Here is a 21772-nt window from a genome sequence, read left to right on the forward strand (position 1 = left end):
AGCTCAATAAGTTGAAATACTACCTGACAATGGTTACTGCTCCTGCAAACTTTTGAATTGCATTATTCTCATCTCTAACGGCCACAACATAATAATAGGTAGCTGAAGGCAATGATGAGCCATCCCAATCATTCTGATAATTACGTTTACGGATAATTTCATTCCCATAACGGTTATAAATAATCAGCTCGCTATCCATCGTTTCAATGCCTTTTATTACGAATAGATCGTTAATACCATCATTATTTGGCGAGAAAGCATTCGGAATAATAAAGCCCATGACTGTTTTACGTACTGAAGAAACGTTGTTACTCAAATTTTTGTCGTCGCCTGGTGCAGTAATAGTAGCCACATTGGTAAACGTTCCTACTTCTTTAACTCTCACCCTTAAATTTAAAGTCAGCTGTTCCCCTGCCCTCAAACTATCTATATTCCATTCTAATCTTCGTTCAGATGCATTGTAGGTGATCGCCCCTTTTAAAGCTGATGCATCAACATATTCCAATCCGTCTGGAATTACATCTTTTACCAAAATTGTATTCACAGTAATTGACGACAAATTACTTGCAACAATAGTATACGAGAAAATATCATCGATAACTACAGGATGAGTTTCAGCGGTTTTCTTTATAGCCAGATCCATTTCACTAATTTTTACTTCGAGCACATTAATCACAACGGTGGCTACATTACTGGTTAGTGCTCCATCGCTTACAGTATAAGTAAGGGTATCCATTCCAACATAATCCTTATCCGGAGTATAGATAAATGAACCATCAGCATTAAATATCACAGATCCATGCTTAGTTTGAGTAATAATGGTTGCAGTAAGCGGATCCCCATCTTCATCAGAATCATTACTGATGGCACCATTAGTTGCCGAAACAATTAAAGCTTCATTTTTTTGAGTCGAATACCTATCATTAACAGCAATAGGAGCATGATTAGTGAATTTAACATTGATAGCTACCGTAGCTGTATCTCTTAAGCCGCAGTCATCAGTCACATAATAAGTAAAAGAGTCTGCCCCGCTGAAATTAGTCGTTGGCTCATACTGGAAAGCCCCGGTTTTATTAAGAGTAAGCGTTCCGTTTTGAACACCGGAAATCAAATCAACACTAACGATCTGTCCATCGGTGTCAAAATCATTGATCATTACATTACCGTTTATCGTATTATTCTGCAAACCCGAATATTGATCATTTTCGGCAATTGGATAAATTTCATTCACTCCTACCCTTGCATCAACGGTTGATTCGCAGCCATTAGCATCGGTTACTATTACCTGGTAAACTCCAGGCGACAAGTTTTGGAGATTAGCGGCAGTTGTTCCATCCGACCATTTATATGTGTATGGAGCTCTTCCTCCCGAAACAGTTAAGAATATAGAGCCGGTGGCTGCACCATTACATGCTGAATTTGTAACTGCCGATGCAACCTGTAAGGATCCTGATTCAGCAATTGTGATATCGAATAAATAATCACAGTTGCCATTGTCGGTTATCGTCAACACATAATCACCAGCTCTAACACCTGTTATATCTTTTGTAACTGCGGCAAAACCTCCAGGGCCCGACCAATTATAAGTGTATCTGCCCGTTCCTCCAGTAACAGTTACACTTGCCGCTCCTTTGCTTTCGCCATTACAACCAGCAGCCGTAGTGGTAGAAGAAATAACCACTTCCGAAGGTTCTGCAATTACCGTTGCTATCTGTGTTTCACATCTGTTGGCATCCCTTACAACCAGGTTATAATTTCCAGAGAGTAGATTGTTAAATATATTTCTGTTATTAAATGTATTACCATCAATTGAGTACTCAAATGGAGCTTTTCCTCCTGTTACATTGATGGTTATTACCCCGTCTGATTTACTAAAACAGCTCACATCCGATTTCACAATGCTTACAGTTGGCCCATTTTCATCATTGACAACAATAGTTAAATCCGCAGAGCAATTATTTGCATCTCTAACAGTAATCGAATAAACTCCTGATGGAAGGTTATTCAAGTCCTCAGTTGTTTGTCCGTTCGACCAGTTATAAACATATGGTGCAGTTCCACCCGAAACCATAATATCTATTGAGCCGTTTGATTGAGTACAGGTTGAATTGGCATGAACTTCTGCCAAAGTTAAAGCTGAAGGTTCCGTAATTACTACCGCAGCTGTGCCCTTACATCCATTTGCATCTGTAACTGTTAAAGTATAATTGCCTCCAGAAATTCCAAAAATATCTTCTGAAGTTTGTCCTGTGTTCCACAAGTAGGTATATGGAGCTTTACCTCCTGAAGTTGTAATCTGAATTGCACCATCCAATGCACCATTACAAGTAACATTATTCTGATTCACAACACTAAGTACCGGTCCATCCAGGTCACTTAAGGAAATTGTAAGGGATTGTGAGCAATTGTTCGCATCTGTAACTGTAAGTGTATATACACCGCTAACCTTACCCGAAACATCTTCGATATTTTCACCCGAGTTCCAGCTGTAAATATAAGGCACTGTGCCGCCAGTAACTGATACATCTATAGCGCCAGTTGCCTGGTTACAAGCCGGATCTGTATGGGTTTCGCTTAAGATGATCGCAAGTGGTTCACTTAACGTTACGCTTGCCGAGGCTTGGCAATTGTTTCCATCTGTCACTGTAAGCGTGTAAGTTCCTGCTGCAAGGTTTGCTAAATCCTCGGTCATAGCACTAAAGCCATTCGGACCAGTCCAGCTGTAAGAAAGTGTTCCAGTACCGCTGGAAGTTACATTGATCGCCCCGTCTGCAGCGCCGTTACAACTTACGTTCTTTTGATTATCAACTGTAATAGATGGACCTAAAAGGTCATTTAGATTCACAATGATGCTTTGTGAACAATTATTAGCGTCGGTTACTGTTAAGGTATAGCTGCCCGATGGAACTAAACCCAAATCTTGAGTTACCTGACCCGTCGACCAGCTGTAGGAATATGGCGAGGAACCTCCAGCTACAGTTATGTTAATAGCACCCGTTGACAATCCGCAAACTGGGTTAATATGAGTTTCTGAAAGTGTGATTACTTGTGGCTCAATCAGTGTCACACTGGCCGTTGCCTGGCAATTGTTGACATCCGTAACAGTTAATGTGTAAGTTCCTGCAGGAAGATTAGTCAAATCCTCTATTGTTTGTCCACTGCTCCAACTGTATAAATATGGAGCTGTACCGCCGCTTACACTTACCTGAATTTCACCATCTGCTGATCCATTACAATTAATATTGACTTGATTATCCACTATTACTTGAAGACCGCTTTGATCATTCAGGCTCACGGTAATGCTTTGCGAACAATTGTTCGCGTCGGTCACCGTAAGTGTGTAGCTACCGGAAGCTTTGTTGGTCAGATCCTGGGTCGATTCTCCGGAGTTCCAGCTGTAGGTATATGGTGCTGTGCCGCCCACTACGTTCACGTCAATGGCCCCAGTAGCCTGGTTACAAGCCGGATCGGTATGGGTTTCACTTAAGCTGATCACTGATGGCTCGGTAAGGGTGACACTGGCTGATGCCTGACAATTGTTCCCATCGGTCACGGTCAGCGTATAGGTTCCTGCAGGTAGTGATGATAAGTCTTCAGCCTGAGCACTAAAGCCATTTGGACCACTCCAACTGTAAGTCAAGGTGCTAGTACCGGTAGCGGTTACATTGATCGCCCCGTCTGCAGCGCCGTTACAACTTACGTTCGTTTGATTGTCCACCGTAATAACTGGACCGTTTTGATCACTCAGGCCCACGGTAATAGTTTGCGAGCAGTTATTGGCATCGGTTACTGTTAAGATGTAAGAGCCTGCTGCTTTGGCAGTAAGATCCTCTGTTGCTTCACCACTACTCCAAGAATATGAATACGGTGCTGTGCCGCCGACTACGCTCACATCAATGGCCCCAGTTGCCTGGTTACAAGCCGGATCGGTATGGGTTTCACTTAAGCTGATCGCAAGTGGTTCAGTCATCGTTACGCTTGCCGAGGCTTGGCAATTATTTGCATCGGTCACGGTTAAAGTATAGGTTCCTGCTGGTAGAGCAGATAGATCTTCGATGAATTGTCCGCTTGACCAGCTATAGGTATATGGAGCGGTTCCTCCGCTTACACTCACTTGAATTGCACCATCCGAAGCACCATTACAGCTCACGTTTGTTTGATTATCCACCGTTAGCTGCGGACCGTTCAAATCATTCAGATTTACGGTAATGCTTTGCGAGCAGTTATTGGCATCAGTCACCGTTAAGGTGTAGCTGCCGGATGCTTTAGTAGTAAGATCCTCTGTTGCCTCGCCACTACTCCAAGAATATGAGTAAGGGGCTGTGCCTCCGGTAACTGTTACATCAATGGCGCCGGTAGCCTGGTTACAGGCCGGATCGGTATGGGTTTCTGTTAAACTGATCACTGATGGCTCGGTAAGGGTAACACTGGCTGAAGACTGGCAGTTGTTTCCATCGGTCACGGTAAGCGTATAGGTTCCTGCTGCAAGGCTTGTCAGATCCTCGGTCGTAGCACTAAAGCCATTCGGACCACTCCAGCTATAAGTCAAGGTGCCGGTGCCACTTGCTGAAACATTGACAGCTCCATCTAAAGCACCATTACAACTTACATTCGTTTGATTATCCACCGTTAGCTGCGGACCGTTCAGGTCGTTCAGGGTTACGGTAATACTTTGCGAGCAGTTATTGGCATCGGTTACTGTTAAGGTATAGCTGCCTGAAGCTTTATTGGTCAGATCTTCTGTTGCCTCGCCACTACTCCATGAATATGAATACGGTGCTGTGACGCCAGTAACTGATACATCTATAGCGCCAGTTGCTTGGTTACAAGCCGGATCTGTATGGGTTTCGCTTAAGATGATCGCAAGTGGTTCACTTAACGTTACGCTTGCCGAGGCTTGGCAATTGTTTCCATCTGTCACTGTAAGCGTGTAAGTTCCTGCTGCAAGGTTTGCTAAATCCTCGGTCATAGCACTAAAGCCATTCGGACCAGTCCAGCTGTAAGAAAGTGTTCCAGTACCGCTGGAAGTTACATTGATCGCCCCGTCTGTAGCGCCGTTACAACTTACGTTCTTTTGATTATCAACTGTAATAGATGGACCTAAAAGGTCATTTAGATTCACAATGATGCTTTGTGAACAATTATTAGCGTCGGTTACTGTTAAGGTATAGCTGCCCGATGGAACTAATGCCAAATCTTGAGTTACCTGACCCGTCGACCAGCTGTAGGAATATGGCGAGGAACCTCCAGCTACAGTTATGTTAATAGCACCCGTTGACAATCCGCAAACTGGGTTAATATGAGTTTCTGAAAGTGTGATTACTTGCGGCTCAATCAATGTCACACTGGCAGTTGCCTGGCAATTGTTGACATCCGTAACAGTTAATGTGTAAGTTCCTGCAGGAAGATTAGTCAAATCCTCTATTGTTTGTCCACTGCTCCAACTGTATAAATATGGAGCTGTACCTCCACTTACACTTACCTGAATTTGACCGTCTGCTGAACCATTACAACTAATATTGACTTGATTATCCACTGTTACTTGAAGACCGCTTTGATCATTCAGGCTCACGGTAATGCTTTGCGAACAATTGTTCGCGTCGGTCACCGTAAGTGTGTAGCTACCGGAAGCTTTGTTGGTCAGATCCTGGGTCGATTCTCCGGAGTTCCAGCTGTAGGTATATGGTGCTGTGCCGCCCACTACGTTCACGTCAATGGCCCCAGTAGCCTGGTTACAAGCCGGATCGGTATGGGTTTCACTTAAACTGATCGCTGATGGCTCGGTAAGGGTAACACTGGCTGAAGACTGACAGTTGTTTCCATCGGTCACGGTCAGCGTATAGGTTCCGACAGCTAAAGCCGATAAATCTTCAGTCGTAGCTGTAAAGCCATTCGGCCCGCTCCAGCTGTAAGTCAAGGTGCCAGTACCGGTAGCGGTTACATTGATCGCCCCGTCTGCAGCGCTGTTACAACTAATATTCGTTTGATTATCCACCGTTAGCTGCGGACCGTTCAGATCGTTCAGATTCACCGTAATGCTTTGCGAGCAGTTATTGGCATCGGTTACTGTTAAGATGTAAGAGCCTGCTGCTTTGGCAGTAAGATCCTCTGTTGCTTCACCACTACTCCAAGAATATGAATACGGTGCTGTGCCGCCCACTACGCTCACATCAATGGCGCCACTAGCCTGGTTACAAGCCGAATCTGTATGGGTTTCACTTAAACTGATCGCTGATGGCTCGGTAAGGGTGACACTGGCTGATGCCTGACAATTGTTTCCATCGGTTACGGTCAGTGTATAGGTTCCGGCAGCTAAAGCCGATAAATCTTCAGTCGTAGCTGTAAAGCCATTTGGACCGCTCCAGCTGTAAGTCAAGGTGCCAGTACCGGTAGCGGTTACATTGATCGCCCCGTCTGCTGCACCGTTACAACTTACGTTCGTTTGATTATCCACTGTAATAGCTGGTCCGTTTTGGTCATTCAGAATCACAGTAATACTTTGCGAGCAGTTATTCGCATCGGTCACCGTTAAGGTATAAGAGCCGGATGCTTTATTGTTCAGATCCTCTGCCTGCTCGCCACTACTCCAAGAATATGAAAACGGTGCTGTGCCGCCGACTACGCTCACATCAATGGCGCCGGTAGCCTGGTTACAAGCTGGATCTGTATGGGTTTCGCTTAAGGTGATCGCAAGTGGTTCAGTCAGCGTTACGCTTGCCGAGGCTTGGCAATTGTTTCCATCGGTCACGGTCAGCGTATAGGTTCCGGCAGCTAAAGCCGATAAATCTTCAGTCGTAGCTGTAAAGCTATTCGGACCGCTCCAGCTGTAAGTCAAGGTGCCAGTACCGGTAGCGGTTACATTGATCGCCCCGTCTGCAGCGCCGTTACAACTTACGTTTGTTTGATTATCCACCGTAATAGCTGGACCGTTTTGATCATTCAGATTTACGGTAATGCTTTGCGAGCAGTTATTGGCATCGGTTACTGTTAAGATGTAAGAGCCTGCTGCTTTGGCAGTAAGATCCTCTGTTGCTTCACCACTACTCCAAGAATATGAATAAGGGGCTGTGCCGCCCACTACGCTCACGTCAATGGCGCCACTGGTCTGATTACAAGTCGGATCTGTATGGGTTTCGCTTAAACTGATCGCTGATGGCTCGGTAAGGGTAACACTGGCCGATGCCTGACAGTTGTTTCCATCGGTCACGGTCAGCGTATAGGTTCCGGCAGCTAAAGCCGATAAATCTTCAGTCGTAGCTGTAAAGGCATTTGGACTGCTCCAGCTGTAAGTCAAAGTGCCGGTGCCACTTGCTGAGACATTGATCGCGCCGTCTGCAGATCCATTACAAGTTACATTCGTTTGATTATCCACCGTAATAACTGGACCGTTTTGATCATTCAGATTTACGGTAATGCTTTGCGAGCAGTTGTTCGCATCCGTTACTGTTAAGGTATAGCTACCGGAAGCTTTGTTGGTCAGATCCTGGGTCGATTCTCCGGAGTTCCAGCTGTAGGTATATGGTGCTGTGCCTCCGGTAACTGTCACATCAATGGCTCCACTAGCCTGGTTACAAGCCGGATCGGTATGGGTTTCACTTAAACTGATCGCTGATGGTTCAGTGAGCGTAAAGCTGGCTGAAGACTGGCAGTTGTTTCCATCGGTTACGGTCAGTGTATAGGTTCCTGCTGGTAGAGCAGATAGATCTTCAACACTTTGTCCGCTTGACCAGCTATAGGTGTATGGAGCGGTTCCTCCGCTTACACTCACTTGAATTGCACCATCCGAAGCACCATTACACCTTACGTTTGTTTGATTATCCACCGTTACCTGCGGACCGTTCAGGTCGTTCAGATTTACGGTAATACTTTGCGAGCAGTTATTAGCATCCGTTACCGTTAAGGTATAACTGCCGGACGCTTTATTGGTCAGATCTTCTGTGGCTTCGCCACTATTCCATAAGTATGAGTAAGGCGCTGTGCCTCCCACTACGCTCACATCAATCGTACCGGTCGACTGGTTACAAGCCGGATCTGTATGGGTTTCGCTTAAGGTGATCGCAAGTGGTTCAGTCAGCGTTACGCTTGCCGAGGCCTGGCAATTGTTCGCGTCAGTTACGGTCAGTGTATAGGTTCCTGCTGGTAGAGCAGATAGATCTTCGATGGATTGTCCGCTTGACCAGCTATAGGTATATGGAGCGGTTCCTCCGCTTACACTCACCTGAATTGCGCCATCCGAAGCACCATTACAACTTACATTGGTTTGATTATCCACCGTTAGCTGCGGACCGTTCAAATCATTCAGGTTCACCGTAATACTCTCAGAGCAGTTATTGGCATCCGTTACAGTAAGCGTGTAGCTTCCTGAAGTTTTATTGGTCAGATCTTCTGTTGCCTCGCCACTACTCCAAGAATATGAATACGGAGCTGAGCCTCCGGTAACTGTTACATCTATGGCGCCACTGGCCTGGTTACAAGCCGGATCTGTATGGATTTCACTTAAGGTGATCGCAAGTGGTTCACTTAAGGTTACGCTTGCCGAGGCCTGGCAATTATTTCCATCTGTCACTGTAAGCGTATAAGTTCCTGCAGCAAGGTTTGCCAGATCCTCGGTCGTAGCACTAAAGCCATTTGGACCGCTCCAGCTGTAAGTCAAGGTGCCAGTACCGGTAGCGGTTACATTGATCGCCCCGTCTGCAGCGCTGTTACAACTAATATTCGTTTGATTATCCACCGTTAGCTGCGGACCGTTCAAATCATTCAGATTCACCGTAATGCTTTGCGAGCAGTTATTGGCATCGGTTACTGTTAAGATGTAAGAGCCTGCTGCTTTGGCAGTAAGATCCTCTGTTGCTTCACCACTACTCCAAGAATATGAATACGGTGCTGTGCCGCCCACTACGCTCACATCAATGGCGCCACTGGCCTGATTACAAGCCGGATCTGTATGAATTTCACTTAAGGTGATCACAAGTGGTTCACTTAAGGTTACGCTTGCCGAGGCCTGACAATTGTTTCCATCAGTTACGGTCAGTGTATAGGTTCCAGCAGCTAAAGCCGATAAATCTTCAGTCGTAGCTGTAAAGCCGTTCGGCCCGCTCCAGCTGTAAGTCAAAGTGCCAGTACCGGTAGCGGTTACATTGATCGCCCCGTCTGCAGCGCCGTTACAACTTACGTTTGTTTGATTATCCACTGTAATAGCTGGACCGTTTTGGTCATTCAGAATCACAGTAATACTTTGCGAGCAGTTATTCGCATCGGTCACCGTTAAGGTATAAGAGCCGGATGCTTTATTGTTCAGATCCTCTGTTGCCTCGCCACTACTCCAAGAATATGAATACGGTGCTGTGCCGCCCACTACGCTCACATCAATGGCGCCAGTTGCCTGATTACATGCCGGATCGGTATGGGTTTCACTTAAACTGATCGCTGATGGCTCAGTGAGCGTAACGCTGGCTGATGCCTGACAATTGTTCCCATCGGTCACGGTCAGCGTATAGGTTCCTGCTGGTAGAGCAGATAGATCTTCACTGCTTTGTCCGCTTGACCAACTATAGATATATGGAGCGGTTCCTCCGCTTACACTTACCTGGATTGCACCATCCGAAGCACCATTACAGCTTACATTGGTTTGATTGTTCACCGTTAGCTGCGGACCGTTCAAATCATTCAGGATCACCGTAATGCTCTCAGAGCAGTTATTGGCGTCGGTCACTGTAAGCGTATAGCTGCCGGAAACTTTATTGGTCAAGTCCTCTGCCGCCTCGCCACTACTCCAAGAATATGAATAAGGTGCTGTTCCACCTACTACGCTCACGTCAATGGCGCCAGTTGCCTGGTTACAGGCCGGATCGGTATGGGTTTCACTTAAACTGATCGCTGATGGTTCACTCAGCGTTACGCTTACTGAGGCTTGGCAATTGTTTCCATCTGTCACTGTAAGCGTGTAAGTTCCTGCTGCAAGGTTTGCTAAATCATCGGTCATAGCACTAAAGCCATTCGGACCACTCCAACTGTAAGAAAGTGTTCCGGTACCACTGGCTGTTATATTAATTACTCCATCTGCTGCACCATTACAACTAATATTCGTTTGATTATCCACCGTAATAACTGGACCGTTTTGATCACTCAAGCCCACGGTAATAGTTTGCGAGCAGTTATTGGCATCCGTCACGGTTAAGGTATAGCTGCCGGAAGCTTTATTTGCCAGATCCTCTGTTGCCTCGCCACTACTCCAAGAATATGAATACGGTGCTGTGCCACCGACTACGCTCACATCAATGGCGCCGGTAGCCTGGTTACAGGCCGGATCGGTATGGGTTTCACTTAAACTGATCGCTGATGGCTCGGTAAGGGTGACACTGGCTGATGCCTGACAATTGTTTCCATCGGTTACGGTCAGTGTATAGGTTCCAGCAGTTAAAGCCGATAAATCTTCAGTCGTAGCTGTAAAGCCATTTGGACCACTCCAACTGTAAGTCAAGGTTCCGGTACCGCTGGCAGTTACATTAATAGTTCCATCTCCGGCACCATTACAACTAATATTCGTTTGATTATCCACAGTAATAACTGGACCGTTTTGATCATTCAGATTTACGGTAATACTCTCAGAGCAGTTGTTCGCATCGGTCACGGTAAGGGTGTAGCTGCCGGATGCTTTATTTGCCAGATCCTCTGTTGCCTCGCCACTACTCCAAGAATATGAATACGGTGCTGTGCCTACGGTAACTGTTACATCAATGGCGCCACTGGTCTGATTACAAGCCGGATCTGTATGGGTTTCGCTTAAGGTGATCGCAAGTGGTTCAGTCAGCGTTACGCTTGCCGAGGCTTGGCAATTATTTGCATCGGTCACGGTTAAAGTATAGGTTCCTGCTGGTAGAGCAGATAGATCTTCAGTCGTAGTTGTAAAGCCATTTGGACCACTCCAACTGTAGGTCAAGGTGCCAGTACCGGTAGCGGTTACATTGATCGCCCCGTCTGCAGATCCGTTACAAGTTACATTCGTTTGATTATCCACCGTTAGCTGCGGACCGTTCAAATCATTCAGATTCACAGTAATGCTTTGCGAGCAGTTATTCGCATCCGTTACCGTTAAGGTATAGCTGCCGGATGCTTTATTGGTTAAATCTTCTGTTGCCTCGCCCGAATTCCAGCTATAGGTATAAGGTGCTATTCCACCACTAACCGATACATTAATTGCTCCGTTCGAGAGTGCACAAGAGGCATCTGTATGAACTTCTGAAAGACTTAATACAGACGGTTCAGTCAGGACAACTGAAGCAGTTGCCTGGCAATTGTTCGCGTCCGTTACGGTCAACGTATAGGTTCCTGCTGGTAGAGCAGATAGATCTTCGATGTTTTGTCCGCTTGACCAGCTATAGGTATATGGAGCGGTTCCTCCGCTTACACTCACTTGAATCGCTCCATCCGAAGCTCCATTACAGCTTACATTGGTTTGATTATCCACCGTTACCTGCGGACCGTTCAGGTCGTTCAGATTTACGGTAATACTTTGCGAGCAGTTATTAGCATCCGTTACCGTTAAGGTATAACTGCCGGACGCTTTATTGGTCAGATCTTCTGTGGCTTCGCCCGAATCCCAGCTGTAGGTATATGGTGCTGTTCCGCCCACTACGCTCACATCAATGGCCCCAGTTGCCTGGTTACAAGCCGGATCGGTATGGGTTTCACTTAAGCTGATCGCAAGTGGTTCCAAAAGGGTTACACTTACTGTTACCTGGCAGTTATTGGCATCGATAACAGTCAAGGTGTAAGTTCCTGCAGCAAGGGTTGTCAGATCCTCGGTCGTAGCTGTAAAGCCATTTGGACCGCTCCAGCTGTAAGTCAAAGTGCCGGTGCCACTTGCTGAGACATTGATTGCGCCGTCTGCAGATCCGTTACAGCTTACGTTCGTTTGATTATCCACTGTAATAACTGGACCGTTTTGATCATTCAGATTTACGATAATACTTTGCGAGCAGTTATTGGCATCGGTTACCGTTAAGGTGTAGCTGCCTGATGCTTTATTGGTCAGATCTTCTGCCTGCTCGCCACTACTCCATGAATATGAATACGGTGCTGTGCCTCCGGTAACTGTCACATCAATGGCTCCACTAGCCTGGTTACAAGCCGGATCTGTATGGGTTTCACTTAAGCTGATCGCAAGTGGTTCAGTCAGGGTTACGCTTGCCGAGGCCTGGCAATTGTTTCCATCTGTCACTGTAAGCGTGTAAGTTCCTGCTGCAAGGTTTGTCAGATCATCAGCCTGAGAACTAAAGCCATTCGGACCGCTCCAGGCATAGGTCAAGGTGCCGGTGCCGGTAGCGATTACATTGATCGCCCCGTCTGCAGCACCATTACAACTTACGTTCGTTTGATTATCCACCGTTACCTGCGGACCGTTCAAATCATTCAGGGTTACCGTAATGCTTTGCGAACAGCTATTGGCATCAGTTACCGTTAAGATGTAGCTGCCAGATGCTTTATTGGTCAAGTCTTCTGTTGTTTCGCCAGTACTCCAAGAATATGAGTAAGGTGCTGTGCCGCCGACTACGCTCACATCAATGGCGCCGGTAGCCTGGTTACAAGCTGGATCTGTATGGGTTTCGCTCAAAGTGATCGCAAGTGGTTCCAAAAGGGTTACACTCACTGTTGCCTGGCAGTTATTGGCATCGGTAACAGTCAAGGTGTAAGTTCCTGCAGCAAGGGTTGTCAGATCCTCAGTCGTAGCTGTAAAGCCATTTGGACCACTCCAACTGTAAGTCAAGGCTCCAGTACCGGTGACGGTTACATTGATCGCCCCGTCTGCAGCGCCGTTACAACTTACGTTCGTTTGATTATCCACTGTAATAACTGGACCGTTCAAATCGTTCAGATTTACAGTAATACTTTGCGAGCAGCTATTCGCATCCGTTACCGTTAAGGTGTAGCTGCCGGATGCTTTATTTGCCAGATCCTCTGTTGCCTCGCCACTACTCCATGAATATGAGTAAGGGGCTGCGCCGCCCACTACGCTCACATCAATGGCTCCAGTTGCCTGGTTACATGCCGGATCTGTATGGGTTTCGCTTAAGCTGATCGCAAGTGGTTCAGTCAGGGTTACGCTTGCCGAGGCCTGGCAATTGTTCGCATCAGTTACGGTCAGCGTATAGGTTCCTGCTGGTAGAGCAGATAGATCTTCAATGCTTTGTCCGCTTGACCAGCTATAGGTGTATGGAGCGGTTCCTCCGCTTACACTCACTTGAATTGCGCCATCCGAAGCTCCATTACAACTTATGTTGGTCTGGTTATCCACCGTTACCTGCGGACCGTTCAAATCATTCAGGGTCACCGTAATGCTTTGCGAACAGCTATTGGCATCAGTTACCGTTAAGATGTAGCTGCCAGATGCTTTATTGGTCAAGTCCTCTGTTGCTTCACCACTACTCCAAGAATATGAATATGGTGCTGTGCCGCCCACTACGCTCACATCAATCGTACCGGTCGACTGGTTACAAGCCGGATCTGTATGGGTTTCGCTTAAGGTGATCGCAAGTGGTTCAGTCAGCGTTACGCTTGCTGAGGCTTGGCAATTGTTCGCATCAGTTATGGTCAGCGTATAGGTACCAGCTGGTAGAGCAGATAGATCTTCAATGCTTTGTCCGCTTGACCAGCTATAGGTATAAGGAGCGGTTCCTCCGCTTACACTCACCTGAATTGCACCATCCGAAGCTCCATTACAACTTACATTGGTTTGATTATCCACCGTTACCTGCGGACCGTTCAGGTCGTTCAGATTTACGGTAATACTTTGCGAGCAATTATTAGCATCCGTTACCGTTAAGGTATAACTGCCGGACGCTTTGTTGGTCAGATCTTCTGTTGCCTCACCACTACTCCATGAATATGAGTAAGGGGCTGTACCTCCGGTAACTGTCACATCAATGGCGCCACTGGCCTGGTTACAAGCCAGATCTGTATGGGTTTCACTTAAGGTGATCGCAAGTGGTTCAGTCAGCGTTACACTTGCCGAGGCTTGGCAATTGTTCGCATCAGTTACGGTTAGCGTATAGGTACCAGCTGGTAGAGCAGATAGATCTTCAATGCTTTGTCCGCTTGACCAACTATAGGTATATGGAGCGGTTCCTCCGCTTACACTCACTTGAATTGCACCATCCGAAGCACCATTACAGCTTACGTTTGTTTGATTATCCACCGTTACCTGCGGACCGTTCAAATCATTCAGGGTTACCGTAATACTTTGCGAACAGTTATTCGCATCGGTCACCGTTAAGGTATAAGAGCCTGCTGCTTTATTGGTCAGATCTTCTGTGGCTTCGCCCGAATCCCAGCTGTAAGTATATGGCGCTGTTCCGCCTACTATACTCACGTCAATGGCGCCGGTAGCCTGGTTACATGCCGGATCGGTATGGGTTTCACTTAAACTGATCGCTGATGGTTCACTCAGCGTTACGCTTGCCGAGGCCTGGCAATTGTTCGCGTCGGTCACAGTCAGCGTATAGGTTCCCCCTGCAAGATTTGTCAAATCATCCGCCTGAGCACTAAATCCATTCGGACCACTCCAGCTGTAAGTCAAGGTGCCGGTGCCACTTGCTGAGACATTGATCGCTCCATCTAAAGCACCATTACAACTTACATTGGTTTGATTATCCACCGTTACCTGCGGACCGTTCAGGTCGTTCAGATTTACGGTAATACTTTGCGAGCAATTATTAGCATCCGTTACCGTTAAGGTATAACTGCCGGACGCTTTGTTGGTCAGATCTTCTGTTGCCTCACCACTACTCCATGAATATGAGTAAGGGGCTGTACCTCCGGTAACTGTCACATCAATGGCGCCACTGGCCTGGTTACAAGCCGGATCTGTATGGGTTTCACTTAAGGTGATCGCAAGTGGTTCAGTCAGCGTTACACTTGCCGAGGCTTGGCAATTGTTCGCATCAGTTACGGTTAGCGTATAGGTACCAGCTGGTAGAGCAGATAGATCTTCAATGCTTTGTCCGCTTGACCAACTATAGGTATATGGAGCGGTTCCTCCGCTCACACTCACCTGAATTGCTCCATCCGAAGCACCATTACAACTTACGTTCGTTTGATTATCCACCGTTACCTGCGGACCGTTCAAATCATTCAGGGTTACCGTAATGCTTTGCGAGCAGTTATTGGCATCAGTCACCGTTAAGGTGTAAGAGCCTGCTGCTTTGGCAGTAAGATCCTCTGTTGCTTCGCCACTACTCCATGAATATGAGTAAGGTGCTGTGCCTCCCACTACGCTCACATCAATCGTACCGGTCGACTGGTTACAAGCCGGATCTGTATGGGTTTCGCTCAAAGTGATCGCAAGTGGTTCAGTCAGCGTTACACTTGCTGAGGCTTGGCAATTGTTCGCGTCAGATACGGTCAGCGTATAGGTTCCTACTGGTAGAGCGGATAGATCTTCGATGGATTGTCCGCTTGACCAGTTATAGGTATATGGAGCGGTTCCTCCGCTTATACTGACTTGAATTGCACCATCCGAAGCACCATTACAGCTTACGTTTGTTTGATTATCCACCGTTAGCTGCGGACCGTTCAGGTCGTTCAGGTTCACCGTAATACTTTGCGAGCAGTTATTCGCATCCGTTACCGTTAAGGTGTAAGAGCCTGCTGCTTTATTTGCCAGATCCTCTGTTGCCTCGCCACTACTCCATGAATATGAGTAAGGGGCTGTGCCGCCCACTACGCTCACATCAACGGCGCCAGTTGACTGGTTACAGGCCGGATCGGTATGCGTTTCTGTTAAACTGATCGCTGATGGTTCAGTAAGCGTAACGCTGGCTGAAGACTGGCAGTTGTTTCCATCAGTTACGGTTAGTGTATAGGTTCCTGCTGGTAGAGCAGATAGATCTTCAATGCTTTGTCCGCTTGACCAGCTATAGGTATAAGGAGCGATTCCTCCGCTCACACTTACCTGAATTGCACCATCCGAAGCACCATTACAACTTACATTGGTTTGATTATCCACCGTTACCTGCGGCCCGTTTTGATCACTTAGGCTCACGATAATAGTTTGCGAGCAGTTATTGACGTCGGTCACGGTTAAGCTATAGCTGCCGGATGCTTTATTGTTCAGATCCTGAGTCGATTCTCCGGAGTTCCAGCTGTAGGAATATGGTGAAGTTCCACCCGCAACTGTTACATTGATACTTCCATTCGAAAGACCGCAACTGGCATCCGTATGAATTTCGGAAAGACTTAATACAGGAGGCGCTGTCAAGGTAACTGAAGCAGTTGCCTGGCAATTGTTCGCGTCCGTTACGGTTAAAGTATAGGTTCCTGCTGGTAGAGCAGATAGATCTTCGATGTTTTGTCCGCTTGACCAGCTATAGGTGTATGGAGCGGTTCCTCCGCTTACACTTACCTGAATTGCGCCATCCGAAGCTCCATTACAACTTACGTTCGTTTGATTGTCAACAGTAACTAATGGACCAGAAAGGTCATTCAAATTCACCGTAATACTTTGCGAGCAGTTATTGGCATCCGTTACCGTTAAGGTATAAGAGCCTGCTGCTTTGGCTGTAAGATCCTCGGTCGATTCACCTGAATTCCAGCTATAGGTATAAGGCGCTGTACCACCACTAACCGATACATTAATTGCTCCGTTCGAGAGCGCACAAGTAGCATCCGTATGAACTTCTGAAAGAGTTAATACAGACGGTTCAGTCAGGGTAACTGAAGCAGTTGCCTGGCAATTGTTTGCGTCCGTTACGGTTAAAGTATACGTACCAGCTGGTAATGCTGAAATATCTTCTATAGTTTGTCCGCTTGACCAACTATAGGTATATGGAGCGGTTCCTCCGCTCACACTCACTTGAATTGCACCATCCGAAGCTCCATTACAACTTACGTTCGTTTGATTATCCACCGTTACCTGCGGACCGTTCAAATCATTCAGGTTCACCGTAATGCTCTCAGAGCAGTTATTGGCATCCGTTACCGTTAAGGTGTAAGAGCCTGCTGCTTTGGTTGTAAGATCTTCTGTTGCCTCGCCCGAATTCCAGCTGTAGGTATAAGGTGCTGTACCGCCACTAACCGATACATTAATGGCTCCGTTCAACAGTGCACAGGTGGCATCCGTATGAACTTCTGAAAGACTTAATACAGCAGGTTCAGTCAGGGTAACTGAAGCAGTTGCCTGGCAATTGTTTGCGTCCGTTACAGTTAAAGTATACGTACCAGCTGGTAATGCTGAAATATCTTCAATAGTTTGTCCGCTTGACCAACTATAGGTATATGGAGCGGTTCCTCCGCTTACACTCACTTGAATTGCACCATCCGAAGCTCCATTACAACTGATGTTGGTCTGGTTATCCACCGTTACCTGCGGACCGTTCAAATCATTCAGGTTCACCGTAATACTCTCAGAGCAGTTATTGGCATCCGTTACCGTTAAGGTATAAGTGCCGGATGCTTTATTGGTTAAATCTTCTGTTGCCTCGCCTGAATTCCAGCTGTAGATATAAGGTGCTGTACCGCCGCTAACCGATACATTAATTGCTCCGTTCGACAGTGAGCAGGAGGCATCCGTATGAACTTCTGAAAGACTTAATACAGCAGGTGCTGTCAGGGTAACTGAAGCAGTTGCCTGGCAATTGTTCGCATCCGTTACGGTCAGTGTATAGGTTCCAGCTGGTAGAGCAGATAGATCTTCGATGTTTTGTCCGCTTGACCAACTATAGGTATATGGAGTGGTTCCTCCGCTTACACTTACCTGAATTGCTCCATCCGAAGCTCCATTACAACTTACGTTCGTTTGATTATCCACCGTTACCTGCGGACCGTTCAAATCATTCAGGTTCACCGTAATGCTTTGCGTGCAGTTATTGGCGTCGGTAACCGTTAAGGTATATGTGCCTGAGGCTTTATTTGCTAAATCCTCGGTCGATTCACCGGAGTTCCAGCTGTAGGAATATGGTGAAGTTCCACCCGCAACTGTTACATTGATACTTCCATTCGAAAGACCGCAACTGGCATCGGTATGCACTTCTGAAAGACTTAGTACAGCAGGCGCTGTCAGGGTAACTGAAGCAGTTGCCTGGCAATTATTCGCGTCCGTTACGGTCAGTGTATAGGTTCCTGCTGGTAGAGCAGATAGATCTTCAATGCTTTGTCCACTTGACCAGCTATAGGTATATGGAGCGGTTCCTCCGCTTACACTCACCTGAATTGCTCCATCCGAAGAACCATTACAACCTATGTTCGTTTGATTATCCACCGTTACCTGCGGACCGTTCAAATCATTCAGGTTCACCGTAATGCTTTGCGTGCAGTTATTGGCATCCGTTACCGTTAAGGTGTAGCTGCCTGATGCTTTATTGGTTAAATCTTCTGTTGCCTCACCCGAATTCCAGCTGTAGGTATAAGGTGCTGTACCGCCACTAACAGATACATTAATTGCTCCGTTCGACAGTGCGCAGGTGGCATCCGTATGAACTTCTGAAAGACTTAATACAGACGGTTCAGTCAAGGTAACTGAAGCAGTTGCCTGGCAATTGTTTGCGTCCGTTACGGTTAAAGTATACGTACCTGCTACAAGGTTTGTCAGATCCTCGGTCGTAGCAGTAAAGCCATTCGGACCGCTCCAGCTGTAAGCAAGCGTTCCGATACCATTGGCTGTTACTTGAATCGCACCATCCGAAGCACCATTACAACTAATATCGGTTTGATTATTCACTGTAATTGATGGGCCAGAAAGGTCATTCAATACTACGGTAATGTCTTGTGAACAGTTATTGGCGTCGGTAACCGTTAAGGTATACGTGCCTGAGGCTTTATTTGCTAAATCCTCGGTCGATTCACCGGAACTCCAACTATAGGAATAGGGTGCTGTTCCCCCAGTAACAATTATATTAACTGCCCCGTTCGACTGGCCACAAGCTTCATCAGTATGAACTTCTGAAAGCCTTAAAACAGGGGGCTCAGTCAAGAAGATCGTCACATTTGACTGGCAGTTGTTCACGTCTGTTACCGTTAATGTGTAAGTTCCTCCCGCAAGGGCTGATAAGTCTTCTGTTGAAGCGCTAAAACCATTAGGACCGCTCCAGCTGTAAGACAAACTGCCAATACCACTAGCATTTACTTGGATTGCACCATCAGTTGCTCCATTGCAGCTAATATTGGTTTGACTGGATACCGTTACTAATGGACCGAGTAGATCATTAACATTAACAGTAATGCTTTGGATACAGTTATTGGCATCGGTAACAGTCAATGTATAAGTACCTGAAGGTATTAAAGCAAGATCTTCGGTGGTCTGACCACTAGACCAACTATAAGAATAAGGAGCAACTCCATTGGTTACGGTTATATCAATAGCTCCGGTTGCAAGCCCGCAAACAGGATTAATATGAGTTTCTGAAAGTACAATTGCAAGAGGCTCAGTCAAACTTACACTTGCCGTCGCTTGGCAGTTATTGGCATCTGTTACTGTTAAGGTATAGGTTCCAGCCGTTAGATTTGAAATATCTTCAGTAGTTTGACCGCCTGACCAACTATAGGTAAATGGAGCTGTCCCGCCAGTTACACTTACCTGAATTGCTCCATCAGTCCCTCCATTACAAGTTAAATTCGTTTGATTATCAACAGTAATCAATGGTCCTGTAACATTATTTAAAGTTATTGAAATACTTTGGCTACAATTATTTGCATCGGTGACTGTTAGTACATAGCTTCCAGGTGGCTCACTCGAAATACTTTCTGTTGATTTTCCATTATTCCAACTGTATACATATGGAGCCTTCCCTCCTGTTACATTCACATTTATAGATCCTGTAGATTGAGAACAGGTAGCATCATTATGAATTTCTGTTAAAGTAAGCGTCTGTGGTTCTGTTATTATTACTGATACTGATGCTGAACAATTATTGATATCTGTAACAGTAAGATTGTAGGTTCCACTTTCAAGGCCTGTTAAATCTGCTACTGAAGAGCTAAAGCCATTCGGACCACTCCAGCTATAATTTAAGGGACCTACACCTGCTGCTGTAATATCGATAGCTCCAGTAGTACTACCATTACAAGTCACATTGGTTTGATTGTCGACGGTAATAATTGGTCCGTTGAGATCATTCAGAGTAACCGTAATACTTTGCGAACAGCTATTCGCATCCGTTACCGTTAAGGTGTAAGTACCGGATGCTTTATTTGCCAGATCTTCTGTTGCTTCACCACTATTCCATGAATATGAGTAAGGTGCTGTACCACCACTAACCGATATATTAATTGCTCCGTTCGACAGTGCACAAGTAGCATCCGTGTGAACTTCTGAAAGACTTAATACAGCAGGCGCTGTCAGGGTAACTGAAGCAGTTGCCTGGCAATTGTTTGCATCCGTTACGGTCAGTGTATAGGTTCCTGCAGGTAGAGCAGATAGATCTTCAATGCTTTGTCCGCTTGACCAGCTATAGGTGTATGGAGTGGTTCCTCCGCTTACACTCACTTGAATTGCTCCATCCGAAGCTCCATTACAACTGATATTGGTGTGGTTATCAACGGTAACTGATGGACCTGAAAGGTCGTTCAGGTTCACGGTGATACTTTGCAAGCAATTATTGGCATCAGTTACCGTTAAAGTGTAAGTGCCCGAAGCTTTAGCAATAAGGTCCTCGGTCGATTCACCTGAATTCCAGCTATAGATATAAGGTGCTGTTCCACCACTAACCGATACATTAATTGCTCCGTTCGACAGTGCACAAGTAGCATCCGTATGAACCTCTGAAAGACTTAATACAGCAGGCGCTGTCAGGCTAACTGAAGCAGTTGCCTGGCAACTATTGGCATCTGTTACGGTTAAGGTATAGGTACCAGCTGGTAGAGCAGATAGATCTTCAACACTTTGTCCGCTTGACCAGCTATAGGTATATGGAGCGGTTCCTCCGCTTACACTCACTTGAATCGCACCATCTGAAGCACCATTACAACTAATATCGGTTTGATTATCCACCGTTAGCTGCGGACCGTTCAGGTCGTTCAGATTTACGGTAATACTTTGCGAGCAATTATTAGCATCCGTTACCGTTAAGGTGTAAGTACCGGATGCTTTATTTGCCAGATCTTCTGTTGCTTCACCACTATTCCATGAATATGAGTAAGGTGCTGTACCACCACTAACCGATACATTAATTGCTCCGTTCGACAGCGTGCAGGTGGCATCCGTATGAACTTCTGAAAGACTTAAAACAGCAGGCGCTGTCAGGGTAACTGAAGCAGTTGCCTGGCAATTATTAGCATCCGTTACAGTCAGTGTATAGGTACCTGCTGGTAGAGCAGATAGATCTTCAATGCTTTGTCCGCTTGACCAGCTATAGGTATATGGAGCGGTTCCTCCGCTTACACTCACCTGAATTGCGCCATCCGAAGCACCATTACAACTTACATTGGTTTGATTATCCACCGTTACCTGCGGACCGTTCAAATCATTCAGATTTACGATAATACTTTGCGAGCAGTTATTGGCATCGGTTACCGTTAAGGTATAAGTGCCGGATGCTTTATTGGTCAGATCTTCTGCCTGCTCGCCACTACTCCATGAATATGAATACGGTGCTGTGCCTCCGGTAACTGTCACATCAATGGCTCCACTAGCCTGGTTACAGGCCGGATCGGTATGGGTTTCGATTAAGGTGATCGCAAGTGGTTCAGTCAGCGTTACGCTTGCCGAGGCTTGGCAATTATTTCCATCTGTCACTGTAAGCGTATAAGTTCCTGCAGCAAGGTTTGCCAGATCCTCGGTCGT

At 46.3% G+C, this 21772-nt stretch carries 1 protein-coding gene; it reads right to left on the minus strand.

The window, feature by feature from the left end; all coding sequences use genetic code 11:
• Positions 1-19: 19 nt before the first annotated feature.
• Positions 20-21724 carry an Ig-like domain-containing protein gene (locus tag NF867_RS01350; protein ID WP_252585738.1) on the minus strand — a complete coding sequence of 7235 codons (21705 nt, stop codon included), beginning with the start codon at positions 21722-21724 and terminating at the stop codon, positions 20-22.
• Between the last annotated feature and the right edge of the window lie 48 nt (positions 21725-21772).

The sequence above is a fragment of the Solitalea agri genome, assembly GCF_023914155.1.
In the GTDB taxonomy this organism is placed as follows: domain Bacteria; phylum Bacteroidota; class Bacteroidia; order Sphingobacteriales; family Sphingobacteriaceae; genus Solitalea; species Solitalea agri.